Annotated in this window: 15 protein-coding genes; 12 read left to right on the top strand and 3 right to left on the bottom strand. The window is 47.6% G+C overall.

Annotated elements, in window-relative coordinates; genetic code table 11:
- Positions 1 to 807 precede the first annotated feature (807 nt).
- Positions 808 to 1,875 (top strand): DNA cytosine methyltransferase, encoded by a 1,068-nt coding sequence (locus ACMVP2_RS26500; protein WP_416865842.1) that lies wholly within the window; start codon positions 808 to 810, stop codon positions 1,873 to 1,875.
- On the opposite strand, the gene ACMVP2_RS26495 is transcribed toward ACMVP2_RS26500, so the two are convergent.
- Together ACMVP2_RS26495 and ACMVP2_RS26490 are read right to left on the bottom strand one after the other, a co-directional pair.
- Positions 1,856 to 3,118 carry a PP_RS20740 family protein gene (locus tag ACMVP2_RS26495; RefSeq protein ID WP_416865841.1) on the bottom strand — a complete coding sequence of 421 codons (1,263 nt, stop codon included), beginning with the start codon at positions 3,116 to 3,118 and terminating at the stop codon, positions 1,856 to 1,858. The two genes, ACMVP2_RS26500 and ACMVP2_RS26495, sit on opposite strands and share 20 nt — an antisense overlap.
- The gene (locus tag ACMVP2_RS26490; protein WP_416865840.1) at positions 3,111 to 5,060 is read right to left on the bottom strand and encodes an ATP-binding protein; all 1,950 of its coding nucleotides are present in this window, start codon (positions 5,058 to 5,060) and stop codon (positions 3,111 to 3,113) included. The genes ACMVP2_RS26495 and ACMVP2_RS26490 overlap by 8 nt, the downstream gene beginning before the upstream one ends.
- Positions 5,061 to 5,380: 320 nt before the next feature.
- Between ACMVP2_RS26490 and ACMVP2_RS26485 the strand changes: the two genes are divergently transcribed.
- Positions 5,381 to 5,836 (top strand): (2Fe-2S)-binding protein, encoded by a 456-nt coding sequence (locus ACMVP2_RS26485; RefSeq protein WP_416865839.1) that lies wholly within the window; start codon positions 5,381 to 5,383, stop codon positions 5,834 to 5,836.
- 12 nt (positions 5,837 to 5,848) lie between these two features.
- Positions 5,849 to 8,056, top strand: coding sequence for a molybdopterin cofactor-binding domain-containing protein (locus tag ACMVP2_RS26480; protein WP_416865838.1), 2,208 nt, complete (start codon positions 5,849 to 5,851; stop codon positions 8,054 to 8,056).
- A 450-nt stretch (positions 8,057 to 8,506) separates the two neighbouring features.
- Here ACMVP2_RS26480 and ACMVP2_RS26475 read toward each other — a convergent pair whose 3' ends face one another.
- Positions 8,507 to 8,806: a GIY-YIG nuclease family protein gene (locus tag ACMVP2_RS26475; protein WP_416865837.1), complete on the bottom strand. Its 300-nt coding sequence runs from the start codon at positions 8,804 to 8,806 to the stop codon at positions 8,507 to 8,509.
- Positions 8,807 to 9,237: 431 nt separating this feature from the next.
- Here ACMVP2_RS26475 and ACMVP2_RS26470 point away from each other — a divergent pair, with 431 nt between their 5' ends.
- From ACMVP2_RS26470 to ACMVP2_RS26430, 9 genes are all read left to right on the top strand, one after another.
- Positions 9,238 to 9,495, top strand: coding sequence for a hypothetical protein (locus ACMVP2_RS26470; protein ID WP_350078100.1), 258 nt, complete (start codon positions 9,238 to 9,240; stop codon positions 9,493 to 9,495).
- The gene (locus tag ACMVP2_RS26465) at positions 9,489 to 9,812 is read left to right on the top strand and encodes a type II toxin-antitoxin system RelE/ParE family toxin (protein WP_416865836.1); all 324 of its coding nucleotides are present in this window, start codon (positions 9,489 to 9,491) and stop codon (positions 9,810 to 9,812) included. Before ACMVP2_RS26470 ends, ACMVP2_RS26465 begins: the two co-directional genes overlap by 7 nt.
- Before the next feature lie 95 nt (positions 9,813 to 9,907).
- Entirely contained in the window at positions 9,908 to 11,254 is a 1,347-nt protein-coding gene (locus ACMVP2_RS26460) for an MFS transporter (RefSeq protein WP_416865835.1), read from the top strand.
- A gap of 712 nt (positions 11,255 to 11,966) precedes the next feature.
- Positions 11,967 to 12,842: a pirin family protein gene (locus ACMVP2_RS26455; RefSeq protein ID WP_416865834.1), complete on the top strand. Its 876-nt coding sequence runs from the start codon at positions 11,967 to 11,969 to the stop codon at positions 12,840 to 12,842.
- Between the two features lie 186 nt (positions 12,843 to 13,028).
- On the top strand, positions 13,029 to 13,361 hold the full coding sequence (locus ACMVP2_RS26450; protein ID WP_317491894.1) for a PadR family transcriptional regulator: 333 nt from the start codon (positions 13,029 to 13,031) through the stop codon (positions 13,359 to 13,361).
- Between the two features lie 5 nt (positions 13,362 to 13,366).
- Entirely contained in the window at positions 13,367 to 15,961 is a 2,595-nt protein-coding gene (locus ACMVP2_RS26445; RefSeq protein ID WP_416865833.1) for an ABC transporter permease, read from the top strand.
- 116 nt (positions 15,962 to 16,077) lie between these two features.
- Positions 16,078 to 16,251, top strand: coding sequence for a hypothetical protein (locus ACMVP2_RS26440; RefSeq protein ID WP_339790498.1), 174 nt, complete (start codon positions 16,078 to 16,080; stop codon positions 16,249 to 16,251).
- 190 nt (positions 16,252 to 16,441) lie between these two features.
- The gene (locus ACMVP2_RS26435) at positions 16,442 to 17,989 is read left to right on the top strand and encodes a M20/M25/M40 family metallo-hydrolase (RefSeq protein ID WP_416865832.1); all 1,548 of its coding nucleotides are present in this window, start codon (positions 16,442 to 16,444) and stop codon (positions 17,987 to 17,989) included.
- Between the two features lie 340 nt (positions 17,990 to 18,329).
- Positions 18,330 to 18,704 (top strand): response regulator transcription factor, encoded by a 375-nt coding sequence (locus tag ACMVP2_RS26430; RefSeq protein ID WP_339790502.1) that lies wholly within the window; start codon positions 18,330 to 18,332, stop codon positions 18,702 to 18,704.
- Positions 18,705 to 18,841 lie beyond the last annotated feature (137 nt).

Raw genomic sequence — 18,841 nt, 5'->3', positions numbered from 1 at the left:
TAAAAGGACAAGAATGGGAGGGGGGCTGGGCAACGACAGCGGTTAGGGGTCGGAACGGCGGGGAGGGCGATAACGATGGCAGCCGTCAGGTAGCAACCCGGCAGGATCCCGAAAAGCGACACACTCTCTCTCCAAAACTGGCTTGATTTTCGTATATTTATACACACAGGAGCCATATCACCTTATTTTTCGCTCCGTTTCCACTCAGCCCTTAGCGAACCCGTTTGCTGCGCACCACTCACTACCTCTGTTGCGCACCGCAGCCTCCTGTTAAGCCGTTATTAGACCTCCCATAAGCGCTTAACCGGAACGAAATAACGCCTTTACTACCTATGTCATAAGGGCTTAACAGGTACCGGGATAAGGGCTCAACACCTGCCCAGACAAGCGCTTCACTGGTAGTGAGACAAGGTTTCCTGCTCAGAGTAGTTGGCCAGGGCTGACAGACTACAAAAGTTTAGTAGCACAGCCAATGCAGGTTTTTTTGGCCCCGCTGCCAGCCAGTAGGTCTTTCGGTCAACAGACAAAACTTTTGTAGTCTTTGCTGCTGCCCTCCGCAGTCCCTAGCCTGACGGGCTTTTTAAAATCGAGCACACTTTTTCAGATCGGGGTACCTATGCCGTGCATTTGAGATGAGATGGCGATTACCTGTTTGCCAATGTGGAAGTGTGGAAGAAGGGGCCTGGATTAGACGATCAGAGATCGAAAGTTATTCCCGGTTTAACATCCACAGGCTGACATATCGAACAGTAGGAAGGTTTTGTACTCAAATTAGTTGGCCACAAATGGACAGATTTTTGTCCTTAAATGGACGATACTTTATTAACTTTGCGAATGCAGTCTATGGTTGAAACTCAAATTTTTTCTAAACCACTCTTACTCAGTTTGTTCTGCGGGATCGGCGGATTAGATATCGGATTTGAGAGAAGTAAATATGAGGTTGGTCTTGCATTCGATATTCGCCAATCAAGTATTGACTCATATAACAGGAACAGAACAGCCAAGAACGGACATGTTATTGATGTTAGGGATATCACAATAGAAAAACTTGATAATCTTTTTGGTAGTGAGTTTAGACCTATTGGGATTATTGGTGGACCACCTTGCCAGGGTTTTAGCGTGTCAAATGTTCATCAAGACATAAATGATGAACGTAATTCACTGTCTTTTTCTTATGCCAATTTACTTAAGAAGCTAAATGATCGAAGCCCAGTCCATTTTTTTGTGTTTGAAAATGTTAAAGGACTAATTGGATCGAAGCACTCATCAACTTTCGAAAAAATTAAAAGTGGTTTTCGAGAGGCCGGTTTCAATTTGTTTCCGTTCGTTCTTAATTCCAAAAACTTTGGGATTCCTCAGAGCCGTGAGAGATTAATCATGATAGGTCTTAACAGAAAGCTATATAGAAATGTCGATATCTCGCTGCCTCTAAAACTGGATGGCTATGAGAAGGAGCCAATAACTGTCAAAATGGCAATCGGTGGTTTACCAGAGCCTGTACACTTTGCTGATGTCAGTTCGAACAAAGCGGCTATCAGTTATCACCCAAATCATTGGTGCATGACTCCAAAATCGGCAAAATTTCGCAATGAGGGAACTTTGGTGCCGGGGGGAGGATTCGGAAGAAGCTTTCGTACTCTTATTTGGGACAAGCCAAGCCCAACAGTTGCATATGGGAATAGGGAAGTTCATGTACATCCTTCTGGTAAGAGAAGACTAAGCGTGTATGAGGCGATGGTTCTTCAAGGGTTTGGAAGGGACTACGTTCTGGAAGGGAATCTATCGCAGCAGTTTACCCAAGTTAGCGAGGCTGTGCCTCCTCCTTTATCTGAGGTAATAGCGAGATCCATAACAGCTAAGCTACACCTTGGATAGAAGTAAATTTTGAATTTGCCCATTTCAGATAATCTTCCTCGGAATATCCAAACTTTGTTAGAAACTTTCCTGCTCGGGTTATGATTTTATTTCTGGTTTCTGGGCTGGCACCTAGAAGGTCGTCAACATTGACTATCGACTTGGATTTTTCAAGCATTTTTTGAGCGAGGACACTCTCAGTAACCATATGGTTTTCTATTTCCTGTTGCTTAGTTATACCATAATCATCCTTGATTGGTTGCTTGACTTTAACAAACTTGAAAGCTAAGGATAACATATTATCCTTTTCTGAATCGCCGATTGAATAGCAGCAAATGTCTTCCAAAAACACATCCCAGTAAGGAGTTGTAGGTTTCATTAGGTGCAACAGCCACTTCCCAATCCCCACCCCAAAAACTTTGTTGAGGACATCTTGAGAGACTTCTTCTCCTTTTTGAATTTTGGCAAGCAATATCTCGGCTCTTTCCTTTATCATTTCTTCAAAGACTCCTCTAAATTCTCGGCTTCGGAGATTCGAACTGTATACGTCGGTGATTCGACTTAAAGCTTCCTTTTCAATATCCGATGGATGAGTTCTTGTAGCAATTAATAACAAGAAGGGCTGCGCCATGTGGTCTCTCTGAATTTCCAAAAGTTCCACAAGAGCCTGGAAGTAGCTGTTGCTCGATCCAGGTGCTGTATCGGCAATTGATCCGCACAAGTCTAGATTAATGACATTGTACGGGCCGTGATTTCTTACTAGTTGATAGGATTTTGATTTTTTGTTTGCAATCGCTTGAACAAGTTCATTTTCTATTCTGGAGCCGTTATGTATTCTGACACTGTCATTAACAATACTTTTGGCTAATTCAAGAGCAGCTCTTTTTTTTGGGTTGTTTCCAAAGCCATTAAAGCCAATATATTTCAATTTCAGATATTCATCGTTTGTAGAATTAAATATGCCCTCTACAGCGTGCACATCAAGAATTTCCTCTGATCCACCTGTAATAGTTCCTTCCAAAGATTGAATGTCAATAAGCTCTTCTCCTGGTAGGGTAAGGTAAGTAAATACGTTGTTAGGAAAGTGAGACTCTCTGACCAATGCTCTGGCTAGTTTACAAAGTTGGTTTATTCTAACCCAGTGTTTCCTTGGATGATGCCATGGCTTAAATTCTCGCACAGAATCTAGAGAGTGGGCCGGGACTTCACCATAGATCTCGTCAAGCAAGTCTTTACCTTCGTTTTCCTCGCTACTGCTATTCATCTTCTCCTAGAAATAAGTCAGCGATGGAGTGAATCAATTTTTCTTGTCGTTCGAACGGCATATCATCTAGCAAACCAAAGGCGTCAAGAACAGTAACAAGTGCTTGTATTTTTTGCTCTCTCAACTCTCTGTTTTGTCCCTTTGATTTAAGGACGTATTCAGGGATAACTTTTTCAATTACATAAGCTTTCTTCCCTTTTGCTCGTTGCTCATCTACTTCACTTTTTGCTACAAACTCAACCGCCGGTGTTTCTTCATCATTCTTTTTTTGTGTAAGCCATTGTGTTTCAGCTATTGACGCCACTCTAGACTTTTGAACTTCAATTTGGTCAGATCTCTTTTGGTTTCTAATTTCGCTACCTATCGCCTTGTGCTTATTGGTAAATTGCCTTAACGCTCTGTGTAACCATTTTGTAATAAATTGGTAATGAGGGTGTGCAAAATTGAATGATTCTCTATCAATGTTTAGGGCGGCATCCAGGCCCTCCTTAACGAATATTTCAGCGGTTATTTGTCGTAGGCGAGTTTGTTCCGAAACCTGATATTTTAAAAAAGTTTCATCAAAAAGCGCACCAGATGCGTTGTGAACTCTCAATAGAACTCCTCTATGTTCTACCGGCACAATCTTAGAATTCCAAAAAAGATATGCCTCAAAGGATAAATTGCCACCCCTTATATTCTCCGGGATACTGCTGAGATCTGGAGAGCACTTTCCGATGAAAATTAGAGGCCGCTTTATTGCGTGATCGCTTTGAGGTAAGTATTTAAATAGGATTGGCCTTTTTAGTTCAATATCATCAAATACCACCTTAAAATCATTGCCAGCAGGAGTCCCTGCTTCTAAAGCTATGGCCTCACGAATTGCCTTTCCATTTTTTAGGTCTATTTCTTTTACTTGGCCTTTTTGCGCATTTGAGAGTAGAAACGCTCTAATGTCATCACGTTTAGTGATATCGAACGGATGTATTTCAACATAAGGAAGAGGGGCTGACAAAGCTAGCGTCCATATGGTGTTAAAATAATTGTCGAAAATATCTTCAAGTTTTGGATTAGATGAGTTGAGCAAACCTTGACTGACAACGGATTTTACCAATTCTTCAAATCTTCTGCCAGAATTGTTATCAAGAAAATTCCAAGGTAATTTTGCATCCTTTTCAATGGTAGTACCATCTGATAGATTGATCTTTCCGATATGGAATGTCGGCTCATGGGCTGGCTCCTCTTCATTTTCGTTATCGGGCGATAATACTCGCTCCCATAGATCCCTGCTTCGCAGCAAATCCTTGGAATGGCTTTTTAGTTGTAAAAGAACAATATCAGTCCCGTGTGAATCTAAATTTGGGTCGATAACTGTTTTTACTAATGCCTTACCGGTCTCGAATTTTTGCGGTTCTTTACTTGACCTATTTTTTATATCCGTTAAGTTGTCCTCTGTATAAGTTTTGAGTATAATATCAGCAAAAAGCCTGTAGTCATCGCCTTTTCGCTTGGTGATTATCTGAAAGTGATGCGTGAGCTGGGACACAGCAAAAAGGCCGATTCCTATTTTCCCGATTAGTTTTCTTTTGAACCTTGGGCTTAAAGTTGGGTCGTCCTTGTCAACAACTCCAAACCCATTTTCGACTCCTGTTCTCTTTATGCTACCTCCAATATTGTGAATTAGGTTAGCGAGTGCCTCACGAGTCATACCATTACCGTTATCTCTAACAGTAATGGTCTCAAATTTAGGTGCGTCTGTTTGAATAACTACTTCAGTTGCATCTGCGTCATACGCATTTGAAATCAGCTCTCGAAGTGCAGAGGACGGCTGCCTATATATACCATCAGTGATTCTTGCCAGAACTCTATCGCTGGTTGCCAACGTTGCTTCTGATATCTCGCCAGTTTCCTTTTTTCGCTTTAATTGGTCTGCGAAATCTGCAGTGATATTTTGATTGTCCATTAAGTTTTATGGCATTGGAGTTGTAAGATATCAACTTTTGGAAATATTGGAGCAATATTATTACTACATATCAATTATTATATACGTAAGTCCGATTTGGATAAGTAGTGTTCAAAAGCAGTAAGCGTGCAATTTTCCGATGTTTTTGACGTAGGTGATAGGTATATGCCTTGATTATCTAGTTACCAGCTATACCCACAATAATTATATGGCTGAGTGTAGGACAAATCATCACTGCCACCCCACCCACAACAACATTTCACTTTCACTTCCACCTAAATAACGCTATCTTTAACATTATCCCTCTAACTAAACTACCGATGGCAATTTTCAAACTAACGATTAACGGACAACAAAAGCAGGTGGATGTAGACCCCGCTACGCCCATGCTGTGGGTGCTGCGGGACAATCTCGACCTGGTAGGCACCAAGTTCGGCTGCGGCATTGCCCAGTGCGGCGCTTGCACCATCCACGTGAATGGCGCCGCCACCCGCTCGTGCCAGCTGCCTGTGTCGGCCGTAGGCGACAACAAAATCACCACCATTGAAGGCCTTTCCGAAAACGGAGACCATCCGGTGCAGCAAGCATGGCTGCAGCACGACGTGCCCCAATGCGGCTACTGCCAGGCGGGCCAGATCATGACAGCCTCAGCGCTGCTGGCTTCCAACCCGAAGCCCACCGATGAAGAAATTGAATCGGCCATGAATGGCAACATCTGCCGCTGCGGCACCTATGTTCGGATCAAAGCCGCCGTGAAAACTGCCTCAACACTCTAAAACCATCAGCTTATGACTTTAATAAGGACGAAATTTGGCAGAAGATCATTTCTGAAGACCTCGGCAGCCGCCGGTGGTGGACTGATGATCGGTTTTAGTTGGCTCACCCGGTGCTCGCCGGTGTCGGAGCCCCTTGTGGCCGTGCCCAACGAGTGGTTCAAAATCAACGGCTACATCAAAATAGGCGATACAGGCCTGGTGACCATTTTCAACCCCAATCCGGAGATAGGCCAGAACGTGATGACCTCCATGCCCATGATAGTGGCGGAGGAGCTGGACGTAGCCTGGGACCATGTGGTGGTGGAGCAAGGCATGCTCGATGAGGATGCTTTTAAAAATCCACAGTTTGCGGGAGGAAGCCTTTCCATTATGCTGGGCTGGGATGCCCTGCGCATGGCCGGAGCCACTGGCCGCAGGATGCTGCTGGAAGCCGCCGCCAAAGAGTGGGGCGTAAAGGTGGAAGACCTGACCGCCAGCAATGGAATCATCAAAGAAATCAAGGGAACGAGAACGATAGGATACGGCGAAATCGCTTCAAAGGCGGTGGGCATTGAAGTGCCCGAAGAAATAGCGCTGAAGGAACCCAAGGACTACAAGCTGCTGGGCACCGCCCAGAAGAACGTGGAAGGCCCCAAGATAGTGACGGGCAAACCGCTGTTCGGCATCGACTTCAAAAAAGAAGGCATGCTGCTGGCCATGATCGAGCACCCTCCTGCATTTGGTATGAAGGTGAAAGACTTCAACATGGACGAAATCAAGGCGATGGATGGCGTGAGGGACGCTTTCATCATCGACACCACCATACCGGAGCCAGCCTGGTCGGATGTGAATGCCTTCAATAACCTGATTGCCATTGTGGGCGACTCCACCTGGCAGCTGATGAAGGCCAAGAAGGCGCTCAAAGCCAACTGGGAAACAGTGACGGAGCCAGAAAACACGGCCATGCATGTGCAGCGCCTGAAGGACACGCTGAAAGACGGCGAAGTAGGCGGCAACAGAAAAGACGGTGACACGGAGGCTGCCTTTGCCTCGGCTGCCAAAGTGATCGAGCGAACGTATACGTCGCCCTTCCTTGCTCATGCTACCATGGAGCCCATGAACTTCTACGCCAACGTGACGGCCGATGGAGCGGAGCTGGCAGGGCCTACCCAAACGCCGAAGGCGCTGGAAGACTCAGTGGCCAAGCTGCTGGGCATGCCTGCAGAGAAGATCTCAGTGCAAATGACCCGCATAGGCGGTGGCTTTGGCCGCAGGCTGTATGTGCACTTTGGGGTGGAAGCGGCAGCGATCTCCAAGAAAATGGGAGTGCCGATCAAGATGATTTATACCCGGGAAGACGACATGACCCAGGGCACGTATCGACCAGCCTACCGGTCGACGTATAAAGCAGGCCTCGACGAAAACAACAACCTGATTGCCTTTTCGGTGAGAGGGGCGGGGCTGCCAGAAGGCCCGGTTTTCCCCAACAGGTTCCCTGCGGGCTCAGTGCCGAATTACACCGCTGAAAGCATTGGCTCATCGACGAACATTTCTACGGGAGCCTGGCGGGCGCCGAGGTCGCATTTTACAGCAGGGGCGGAGCAGTCCTTCCTCGACGAGGTGGCTGAGCTGGCAGGTAAGGATCCGATTGACTTCCGGTTGGAACTGTTTGACAAGGCCATTGCCAATCCGGTAGGAGAAAAATACGAATACGATGCCGAGCGCTATGCTGGTGTGCTGAAGCTTGTGAAAGAAAAGGCCAACTGGGGTGTGGAAACGCCCGGCGTGTTCCGTGGAGTGGCTGCCTACTTCTGCCACAACTCCTACGTGGCCCAGGTCATGGACGTGGTGATGGAGAACAACCAGCCCAAGGTGAAAAAGGTGTGGTGCGCTGTGGATTGCGGTATTTTGATCAACAAAGAGGGCGCCGTCAATATCATTCAGGGAGGCGTGGTCGATGGCATTGGCCATGCGCTCTACAGCGAGCTGACGTTCGAGAACGGGGCGTCGGTGCACAAGAACTTCAATACCTACCAGCTGATCAGGCACAGCCAGGCGCCGGAGGAGATTGAGGTGTTCTTTGTGGAGAACGAGATCAAGCCGACGGGACTGGGCGAGCCAGGTTTGCCTCCAGCAATAGGGGCGTTGGCCAGCGCTCTTTACAAAGCGACAGGTAAGCGTTACTACCACACGCCTTTCAGCACGGCCGATCAAACGCCGGAGAAGATAGAGGTGATGTAGGGGTAAATGACGCTAACACTTCCTTGACCGTCATTGCGAGGAACTGCTGGCTTTCACATTATGTGCACCACATCCAAAGTGACGAAGCAATCTTGCTCATTTCGGAGCGCCATTTCTAACGACCAAGATTGCTTCGTCGCTACACAATTCTTGCACACAATCAATGAATTGACGAGCTTCTCGCAATGACGTAAAAATGATGTTTATTGCTCCGACATAATAAACGCTAACACTTACTTGACCGTCATTGCGAGGAACGAGTATTGGTTTACATTGTGCGCACCACATACAAAGTGACGAAGCAATCTTTGCTGAATCGGAGCGTGGTTCTAATGGCAAAGATTGCCGCATTCGCATAACGATTGTTCATATAGAGAGCCATTGTCCTGCTCTCTCCCGCCAGCAGTCGGACAGGCGCAATGACGTGCGGGGGGTGTTTGTTGTTTCGGACTACCAGCTGTTTAACTCATCGCTCAAATCTTTCCAACCGGGATTGAAGTTGTTAATCAATTCCTCTTTCTTCATTCTCGACCCGCCTTTGAGCTGCTTCTCTCTGGCAATTGCCTCTTCTATTGAATGAAAGAGCTCATAGTAAACGAGAAATTCCAGTTTATACCTTGCTGTGAAGCTATTGGGATGCTTCATCATTTTGTGCTCTGCTAGTCTTGAAATCAGGTCGGAGGTTACACCAACATAGAGAGTGGTTTTGTTTTTATTGGTCAAGATATAAATAGCTCCGCCTCTCTGCATTTGAGCAAAATAACAAAAAAGTGGCGTAATATGGCCAAGATTCCTTCGTCCCTAATAACCCGGGTTCCCAATTTGACCGTTGTTGAGGGAGCTAAGTAATTGTCAATTGTGATTAGCGGACTCCAACGACTGAAACAATCTGCCTGTTACGCAGCAGTAATTCTAACGAGCAGATTGCCACGTCACTGAAGGGGTCACACAATCAGGAGAGGAGTTCCTCCCGCCGAAAGTCGGGCAGGCAGCAATAACCGGCAGGGGACGTTGGTGCTCCGCAACTGTATTGGCTAACACCAAATTAATGAGGTCACCATCTGCTTTGTGGCAGAGTGACCTCATTAATCGTTTTGACTGACTGATGTGATGATCGGACTTACCTCATTCGAAATTCGATTTGAAAGCAAAAAATTGTTTATTTGTAAAAAGACATGGTTATGGCAACTGCAACAGTCAGGGAATCACTTCATCATCTAATTGACAGTATCGAGGATGAAGAATTGCTTCACGCTTACCTGAAAATCATTGAAAAGGCACTTCCAGTGGCTAGTGATCCCATCGTAGGGTATACAACAAAAGGGGAAGCAATTACTAAGTCAAAACTTGTTCAACGGGCACGGGAGGCTTCCAAACGGGTAAAGTCTGGAGAATACACTTCCCAGGAAGACTTGGAAAAAGAATCGGAAAATTGGTAAAGAAAAACCGTCTGCCTGTTAGGTGGGATAGTCAAGCAGTTGACTCGTTACGGGATATTTATGAATACATAAAAGAAGATTCTACGTCAGCCGCTCATAAGGTTAGAAAGGCATTGCTGTCACTTGCCAAAAGTTTAGGAACCTTTCCAGAAAAATATGCAAGAGAGCGAAACCTGATCAACGAACCTGAAAATTATAGATCGGCTAGCAAGTGGAGTTACAAGCTCATTTATGAGGTGACGGAAACGGAGGTGATCATTGTTATGGTGTTCCATACAAGCCAGCATCCTGGAAAAATAAAGAGGAAAATTAAGTAATCTTAATTTGCAGAGTTGCCTTGTTGTGACTGAAAGAGGTTAGCCTAATTTACCACCCCAACCCCCTCCAAAGTTTATTACCTTCACACCTTGCTATGAAAAGACGAGAGTGGGCGAATTTTCCATTTCATCCCGGGAAGTGGCCCTTTTTTTACGGATGGATGGTACTCATCTGGGGGTCGCTGGGCATCATCATGAGCATCCCTGGTCAAACCATGGGCGTGTCGGTATTTACCGACTCGCTGCTGGGCAGCCTCCATATCAGCCGGGATGAGCTGAGCTTCGCTTACATGCTGGGCACCATAGGCAGTTCCTTTATGCTGCCCTGGGCAGGTCGGCTGTACGACCGCCTCGGCGTGCGCCCTACAGCAGTGGCTGCCGCAGTTGGGTTGGGGTTAATTCTTATTTGGCTGAGTAATATCGACAGCCTGCTGTCGGGCTGGATAGCTGCACAGGCCACTACCGCCATCGTCATCACGTTGTTTGCCACCTTTCTGCTGCTCCGCTTTTTCGGGCAGGGAGTCCTCACCATCGTGTCCCGCAATATGATGATCCAGTGGTTCGATCAGCGCCGTGGATTTGCCACCGGGTTTAGTAGCGTCTTTGTGTCGCTGGCCTTTTCAATCTCTCCGCTGTTCCTCTTCACCCTTATCGAAGCCTACACCTGGGAAGGTGCCTGGATGGTGATGGCGTTGCTGGTCGGCTTGCTGTTCCCCGTCGTGATCATTGTGTTTTTCAGGAACCGTCCTGAAGACAGCGGCCTGCTACCTGACGGCCGCTCGCCGGGGGAGGAGGTTGCCACTTCTGCCAAAAAGAAAAAGATCCTTTTCCCGGTGATCAAAGAGTTTAACGCCGCTGAAGCCATCCGCAATTTTCCTTTCTGGGTCTTTGCCCTCATGATGGCCATGCAGGCTTTGTATTTTACGGGCTTCACTTTTCATGTCATGTCCGTTTTTGCCGAGGCCGGGCTGCCCGACACCATGGCCATCACCATCTTCCAGCCGGTGGCCATCATCGCCGTGGTCGTTACGCTGGTGGCGAGCAGCGTCAGCGACCATATTCCGCTCAAATACCTGCTGTACTTCAAAGGAGGGGGAGCCTGCCTGGGCATCCTTGGGGTGATCTTCCTGGGTACTACCAGCTGGGGCTACTACCTGATCATTATCGGCAATGGGTTCATGACTGGTCTCTACGCCGTATTGGCCACTGTCACCTGGCCACGGTATTATGGGCGAGCTCATCTGGGGGCTATCAGCGGGCAGGCCATGATGATGATTGTTTTCGGTAGTGCCCTGGGGCCAATGCTGTTCAGCCGGTCGTTGTCGTACTTCGGTACATACAATGTGAGCGGCTGGCTGTGCTTTGCGGTGTACTTCACCCTGACCATCATGGCCTTTTGGGCGGATAATCCGCAGAAGGTGCTGGCGGAGAGGCGGGGTTGAGAAGGGGAGTGGTTCACGCTCCGAGTTTATATACGCTAACCCAAACTCACCGGTAATTGAGGAAGCCAGGTTATATCGAATGTTAATAACTCATTCCAGCGACTGAAGCAATCTGCCTGTTCCGAAGCCAAATCGTGGATTTGCGTACTATGGGTGCCTTGCTCCAGAACGGGCTAGAACGGCGACTAGGATAGATTTTCTCTCAAGGTTTCTGCACATTTCTTAATATCTGTTCCACTAAAGGTTGGCTTTTGCCCTCAAGCCGGGCTGGCTGTTACCGCATCGGCGGACCGTTTTTCTTGCCGTTCCCGGATGGGACAAAAAGTAAACCGCTTCGGCGGCGGTTCGCCGAGCGACCGAAAAGTCAACGAAAAATTAACGCACAAGCCAAGAGCCCGCACCCAGCCACCATTTTTCGCCCACCCGCCTGGTAGGGCGTTGCTTCTTATTAAGATTTCGTAAGAGATGGAGTTTAGTGTAGGAAAACAGGCAATAATGTGCGGGCTCCCCAATAATCGGCAGAGGGTGTTTATTGCTCCGAATTAATAGACGCCAACCCAAACTGACCGGTCATTGCCACTCTTCCAGTTTTCAATCCCATTACTCACCTTTTCGATAGTGCTATACCAAAGTATAGTATTGTAAATAATCCGGCCAACCTGCGTTAATGATTGTAGTACACCAGGGAGACAATAATTAACTAAAAATTCAAATGATGAGCTTACATAGAAAACTAGGAAAAACCTACACACCTGCCGACCAGCAGGGATTTCTCGGGCCAGGTCACATTGCAAGGGCTGTGATACAAGTTCCTTATCCGGATAGCGATCCATTTATCATGCTAATGGACGATATGCTTGACAAAAAGGACAATATTCCCGTTGGCGGGCCACATCCACATGCCGGTTTTGAAACGGTGACACTTATGCTGGAAGGAGAAATGGGTGATGAGAAGCACTTCATGAAAGCTGGTGACCTGCAAATTATGACGGCAGGAAGTGGCATTGTGCATACCGAAACCATTGACAAGGAAGCCAAAATGAGGATCCTGCAATTGTGGCTTAACCTTCCTAAGAAAGACAGGCAGGCCTTGCCGAGGGTACAAGATATTGCCCTGGAGCATGTGCCGACCAAAAGCGAAGAGGGGCTGGTACTTAGGCTTTACAGCGGATCGTTGGCCGGTTTAACATCTCCGATCAAAAATTATACGCCATTCATTTTGGCAGGCATCACCCTGCAACCAGGTGCTACCACCGTGCAAGACATTCCAGCCTCTTACACGGCCTTTCTGTATGTTATTGATGGAAATGTGCTTGTAGGAAATGAAGCCAGGCAGCTTAAAACGAATCAAGTAGGGTGGTTAGACAGGCTTTCAGAAGAGGGAACCAGCCAGCTTCGGTTGGAGGCAGGTGAAACGGGTGCCCGTGCAATTTTGTATGCCGGGCAGCCGCAAAACGATGAAATTGTTTCTCATGGCCCATTCATTGCCGACACTGAGGAAGACATCAGGCGGCTGTACAGGGAATACCGAAACGGTGAAATGAATCACATTTCCATGGTGGAGGAAGAGCAAAAAATGGCATGGTGATCAACTACCATCGTGTAGCTGGGAAACACATAGAAGAGCGGCAGGTCATGCCGCTTTTTTTATGGCTGTTGCGCCTTTTGTGTGGCTGGTTTAGCGTTGGTTTTTGGTGTTTATCGAACATTTCATCTATTTAATAGAACAAATTAAAATAGCTCCCGTATATTTGTTCTATTAAATAGATAAAATATGTCAAAAGAGCATTTGGGCGAATTGGAGGAGTTGATACTACTGGTCATTCTTAAGCTTGAGAAAGACGCCTATGGTTTGGCTATCCGGCAGGAGATCATCAAACAGGCGCAGCGCTCAGTCACTATCGGCGCTGTGCATGGCACTGTTAACCGGCTGGAGGACAAGGGCCTGATAGAGTCGGAGTATGGAGGTGCTACTGAGGAGAGGGGCGGACGGCGCAAGCGGATACTGACCGTGACAGCGGCTGGACTGAAGGCCCTGGAGAGGAGCAAGGATGTGAAAATGAACTTATGGCAGCAGATTCCTGTGCTGGCCGTCAACAAATCATAAAAGGCATGAAACGAAGACAACCACCCAGATTGCCCGAATGGTTGCTTAGCACGTTGTGTCGGGAAGAGCTTGTGGAAGAGATCATGGGCGACATGTACGAATACTATGAGCTGCTCAGCCATCAACCAGCCTGGAAGCGCCACCTGCTTTACTGGTTCCACAGCTTTCAATTTCTCAGGCCCAGAATGATCAAAAAACTACCCATGGGACAAAACAGCAGTTTCTTCGGACTTTTCAGAGCAAATCTTCGAATGGCCTTTCGCAGTTATTCAAAAAATAAGCTGGTGTCGGGCTTGAGTCTGGCCACGCTGGTATTTGGGGTCGTCTGCTTCCAACTGGTGTATGCCTGGATAAGGAATGAGCAATCCATGGACGATTTTCATTCGAAAGGAGATCGGATTCATCTGGTGGTGGGCAAACTGAACCCTGATACTGATTGGAATGCCTTCGATGTGCAGCGTATGTTTAATATCAACTACGCCGAAATTGCTCATGTGGAGAAAAGCATGGTAGTACACAGCTACCGGCCCGATGAAATCAAACTTGTGAGCAAGGGTATGGATCATCGGGGCAAAGCACTGATTGTAGACAGCACGTTCTTCGACTTTTTCGATTTTGAGCTCACCAGGGGTGAACGTGACGTGCTGAATGATCCGCAGAGTATCGTGATCACCAAAGCCTTCGCCAGCAGGGTATTTGGCAAAGAAGACCCGATGGGGCAGGTCGTCGATATTAAATGCGACCAAACAGGCACCTATAAAGTCGCAGGCCTGGTGGAAAAGATTCCATCCAATAGTTCCATTTCCTTCGACTTTCTGGTGCCCCGCCAATCGAGCCGGTTTTGGAGGCGCATGCCGCAAAACCTTATCCTCAGCGATGCCTTTTTTGACCAGGCCACTTTCGACGACGATATGGCCGTGGCGAAAGCCGAAAGCACCCGGTTTCCCGAGAGTGTGTTGTCGTCTTTTCCGCTGAAATCCATTTACCTCGACCGGTCGGTGGAAATTCCGCCGTTCGCCAAATATGGCAACCGAACCAATAACCAAACCATGGAAGGTGTAGCGCTTGTGCTGCTGCTGATTACCCTGGTTAGTTTTGTCAACCTGCAAACAAGCCTTCAGCTTACTTTGGTACAAAAAATAGGGGTCAAGTACATCATTGGTGCCTCCCGTTTCGATGTCGGGCTGGAAATTGCAGTCAGCCGGTTCATCTACCTCATTGCTGGTGGCGGGTTTGCCTTTTTGCTGTATCAGTGGCTGTTTCCTTACTATGTGGGCTTGCTGGAGCTCGATCTTGACAGCACCCCATCATTTGATATGGTGAGCATGTTCACAGTAATGGGCGGTATTGTGTTGGTATCGTGGCTGGTGTCGTTTGTGCAGGTGTATCGGCTTAAAACGTCGCAGGCCATCGCCGGCAAACTCAGCCTGAAGATTCCTCGCCTGCAGCGGATACTTACTACACTACAATATGCCATCACTATCTTGCTGCTGGTAGCCACTACCGTAGTGTTTTTACAATTGGGCTACATGCTCAACAAAGACACCGGGCTGTATCAGCACAATATTGTTCAAACAGATTTCTTCGAAATGATGCCCAATCAGGCACAGGACAGCGTGGCGATGGAACGAATGATGCGGCAGCATGACTATGTGCTCCATCAGTTGAATAACCACCCCGGCATTCGTACCGTGTCGCAGGGTACGATTCCTATCGACATGGCGTTTGAAAGCTCGTGGAAAATTGCCAGCGATGGCAATGAATATACGCCTGTGTATACCATGCCCGCCGATCCACACTACGACGACGTGTTTGGGATGGAGCTGGTAGAGGGCCGGTTTTTTTCTGATACGCTCGACAACAACAATGACAACAAGCTGGTCATTAATGAAGCCGCCAAAGCGTACTGGGGTATTGACGATATCAGTCACGTAAAGCTGACCACCAACACCAGGTCGTCCAATCAAGTGGATTACACCATCATAGGTGTGGTGAAGGACTACCACTACCAGCACCTTTCTCACAAGATCAGGCCGTTGATTCTTTCTTATTCCATTTACCAGGACATGGATGTGCTTGTAAGGGTAGAGGAGGGGCACATGGACGAAGTCGTTACTTTTTTAGGTGATCTTTACAGGGAAGTGAACCCAGGTGGCATCTTCACCTTCGAAACGATGGAAAATAAAATAGATGCTCAGTATGCTGCCGAAAAGCGCCTGAGCAGCATTTACCTGACCTTCAGTGTGGTGGCTTTGGTGCTGTCGTCCATTGGCTTGTTTACTTTTGCTTTTCACGAGACCAGGCGAAGAACCAAAGAAGTAGGCATACGAAAAGTAAGCGGTGCGGGCTTCGAGCAGGTGTTTTGGCTGCTGAACCTTTCCTTTTTGAAATCGGTGGCTGTGGCCTTTGTGCTGGCGACTCCTTTTGTGTGGTACCTGATGAGCATGTGGCTGGACAACTTTGCGTACAGAGTGGAGCTAAGCTGGTGGATATTTGCCGGTGTGGCGGTGGTGGTTTTAACGGTTGCTATGGCCACCGTGCTTTGGCAAACCATCAGGCTATCGAAAGCCAGTCCGGTGGAGAGCCTGCGGTATGAATAGGTGACCGCTGGTGTTTCGCTTTGCCTGGAAGGGCTTTTTTTGTACCTTTTCTATACAAACCTCCTGAGAAACCAGGTGAAGCATGTGGTGTAACAACAGTGTAAAATTGCAAACTCATGAAAAAGCATAGCCGACTTTCTACAGGGATAGCCCTGGGTATAGCCATTGGCACTGCAATAGGTGTGGTTACTGACAAAGTGGGTTTATGGCTTGCGTTGGGTATTGCCATGGGTGCCGCACTTGGTCAGGCAAGCGCCAAAAAGGAAAACGAAGAAAATTCCGACAGCTAGCACCGGCGTTGGCAATCGCCCCACTCGGGAGTGCCTGGCCAGGTTTGTCCCGGTTCCTTTGCTCAGCACCCCTGCAAATGAGGCGTCAAACTAACAGACCACCACTCATCAAAACAGGCTTCTTCCAGGTTGAAAATCCGATACTTTAGCACCTCATTAATCCTGGTTTCAACCGATTACCATTCAACTTATGAAGAAGATATTCCAGCTGGCATTTCTGCTATCCATTTTAGTGGCCCGGGTGGCCGTTGCACAAGATGATGCCATCGTAGATAAAATCGTGGCTGAGGGCACCGACAATTCTCAACTCGAAGTGTTGGGCCATCAGTTGATGGACGTAATAGGGCCACGCCTGGTGGGCACACCACAAATGAAAGCCGCTAACGACTGGGCTGTAAAAACCTATGCTGGCTGGGGCATTAGTGCCGAAAATGAGGAGTGGGGCAAATGGAAAGGCTGGGAGAGAGGCATTACACATATCGATATGGTATCGCCAAGGGTGGCGACGCTGCACGGCACGCAGCTGGCCTGGAGTCCGGCCACACCCAAGAAAGGGACTACTGCAGGGCTCGTGACCTTGCCAGAAGTGGCAGATGCCGAGGCTTTCACGAAATGGCTGCCCGGTGTGAAAGGCAAATTTGTCATGGTGTCGATGCTCGAACCCACAGGTCGCCCCGATTATAACTGGGAAGAGTTTGCTACTGAAGAGTCATTCGAGAAAATGAAGAAGGAGCGGGAAGCGCAGACAGACAAGTGGAATCAAAACATGAAAAATACTGGCTACACTACCCGCAACATCAATGAAGCCTTAGAGGCTGCTGGCGCTGTGGGCATTGTGCAGTCGAGGTGGTCGAAAGGCTTTGGCGCCAACAAAATTTTTGGCGCCAACACCAAGGCCATTCCGGTAGTGGATTTGTCGCTCGAAGACTACGGCATGCTCTACCGCATGGTTGAAAATGGCGATTCGCCTGTAATCAAAGTGGTGGCCGAATCTAAAGACCTGGGCACCGTACCTACATTCAATACCATCGCCACCATACCCGGCACTGAGCTTCCCAACGAATATGTGATGCTTTCTGCCCACTTCGACTCGTGGGACGGCGGCACAGGTGCCACCGACAATGGCACGGGCACCCTCACCATGATGGAAGCTGCCCGCATCCTTAAAAAAGTGTATCCTAATCCTAAGCGTACCATCATTATCGGTCACTGGGGCAGCGAAGAGCAGGGATTGAACGGCTCAAGGGCATTTGTAGAAGATCATCCCGATATCGTTGAAAACCTGCAGGCCCTTTTCAACCAGGACAATGGTACTGGCAGAGTTGTAAATATTTCCGGACAAGGCTTCCTCCATTCGTATGACTACGTCACCCGCTGGTTAGAGGCTGTGCCTAAGCAGTTTAAGAGTGAGATTGAAACTACCTTTCCGGGCACTCCCGGCGGTGGCGGTTCCGATTACGCTTCTTTTGTAGCAGCAGGTGCTCCGGGCTTTTCGCTCAGCTCCCTGAGCTGGAGCTATGGCAACTATACATGGCACACGAATCTGGACACCTACGACAAGATCGTGTTTGACGATGTGCGCAATAACGCCATCCTGACGGCAATTCTGGCCTATAAAGCCAGTGAAGATCCAGAAAGAACATCCAGGGAGAAGGCAGTGCTTCACCTCAGTCCCCGGTCAGGCGAGCCGATGACATGGCCTGAGCCACGGTCGCCTAACAGAGACGGGGGGAATTGAAACATATTGAATCTACATCTTTTATGGGGATTGCTTTCCGAAACATTATTAGGGTAAGTCGATCAGTTTAAGTGCAATTAAATAATGTTTATGTAAAAGCACCGTTGAATTGTTTTATATGCTTAGCATGTTTTTAATTGCTGTAAAATTGCTGCTAACACATATTTTGGTCATTGAATGTTGTTTTTCTCTTCAAAAGAAAGAATTGATACAGGAATAGGAAGTATATATCACGCTTTGTATCTTGACGGACGATGAAGAAAGTGGGAGAGTTATGCAATGACCGGTGACAATATCCAGTTTGGCCTCTACCGAAGCAGCATTACTTTTTAGTCAGGTTATGAATGAAGCCAGAATATTGATTTGCGAAGACAATGAGGCAGTCTCAACGCTGACAAAGTTCAAGCTAGCCAGGGCGGGATACACATCATGTGATATTGCTGCGGATGGGAAGGTGGCACGGAAAATGATTATTGAAACGCCCTACGACCTTATTATTACGGACATTCAGATGCCCTTTTTTTCGGGGCTGGAGCTCATCACCTACATTCGAAATGACCTGGGCCGACGCACACCCGTCATTATCTTGTCGTCGAATACTGACGAGAATACTGTACTGGAAGGGTTTGATCGTGAAATTACTGAGTTTTTGGCCAAGCCAATTGTCCCCAAGGAGTTGGTGCGAAGGGTTAAGAAATTACTGAGACGCAAGTAGAGTCACATCCTTCATAGCTAATTGCCTCGCTATCATTCAGTTCCAAACAACGCACTTGTTTCGATATATTGTCGTTAATTAGGTTTATCATACAGTTGCGAGTAGTTAAGAATTTAATCCTAAATTTGTAGCATAAA

The organism is Imperialibacter sp. (assembly GCF_048007035.1).
Classification (GTDB): Bacteria; Bacteroidota; Bacteroidia; order Cytophagales; family Cyclobacteriaceae; genus Imperialibacter.
Note: the sequence above shows the minus strand (reverse complement) of the source record. Positions and strands in the feature narration are given on the sequence as shown.

What these genes read in the sequence shown, in the direction of transcription:
- ACMVP2_RS26440 (WP_339790498.1), top strand. Translation starts at nt 16,078, where the DNA reads ATGAAAAAGCATAGCCGACTTTCTACAGGGATAGCCCTGGGTATAGCC.
- ACMVP2_RS26485 (WP_416865839.1), top strand. Translation starts at nt 5,381, where the DNA reads ATGGCAATTTTCAAACTAACGATTAACGGACAACAAAAGCAGGTGGAT.
- ACMVP2_RS26470 (WP_350078100.1), top strand. Translation starts at nt 9,238, where the DNA reads ATGGCAACTGCAACAGTCAGGGAATCACTTCATCATCTAATTGACAGT.
- ACMVP2_RS26450 (WP_317491894.1), top strand. Translation starts at nt 13,029, where the DNA reads ATGTCAAAAGAGCATTTGGGCGAATTGGAGGAGTTGATACTACTGGTC.
- ACMVP2_RS26445 (WP_416865833.1), top strand. Translation starts at nt 13,367, where the DNA reads ATGAAACGAAGACAACCACCCAGATTGCCCGAATGGTTGCTTAGCACG.
- ACMVP2_RS26500 (WP_416865842.1), top strand. Translation starts at nt 808, where the DNA reads ATGGACGATACTTTATTAACTTTGCGAATGCAGTCTATGGTTGAAACT.
- ACMVP2_RS26430 (WP_339790502.1), top strand. Translation starts at nt 18,330, where the DNA reads ATGAATGAAGCCAGAATATTGATTTGCGAAGACAATGAGGCAGTCTCA.
- ACMVP2_RS26495 (WP_416865841.1), bottom strand. Translation starts at nt 3,118, where the DNA reads ATGAATAGCAGTAGCGAGGAAAACGAAGGTAAAGACTTGCTTGACGAG.
- ACMVP2_RS26460 (WP_416865835.1), top strand. Translation starts at nt 9,908, where the DNA reads ATGAAAAGACGAGAGTGGGCGAATTTTCCATTTCATCCCGGGAAGTGG.
- ACMVP2_RS26490 (WP_416865840.1), bottom strand. Translation starts at nt 5,060, where the DNA reads ATGGACAATCAAAATATCACTGCAGATTTCGCAGACCAATTAAAGCGA.
- ACMVP2_RS26435 (WP_416865832.1), top strand. Translation starts at nt 16,442, where the DNA reads ATGAAGAAGATATTCCAGCTGGCATTTCTGCTATCCATTTTAGTGGCC.
- ACMVP2_RS26455 (WP_416865834.1), top strand. Translation starts at nt 11,967, where the DNA reads ATGATGAGCTTACATAGAAAACTAGGAAAAACCTACACACCTGCCGAC.
- ACMVP2_RS26475 (WP_416865837.1), bottom strand. Translation starts at nt 8,806, where the DNA reads ATGCAGAGAGGCGGAGCTATTTATATCTTGACCAATAAAAACAAAACC.
- ACMVP2_RS26480 (WP_416865838.1), top strand. Translation starts at nt 5,849, where the DNA reads ATGACTTTAATAAGGACGAAATTTGGCAGAAGATCATTTCTGAAGACC.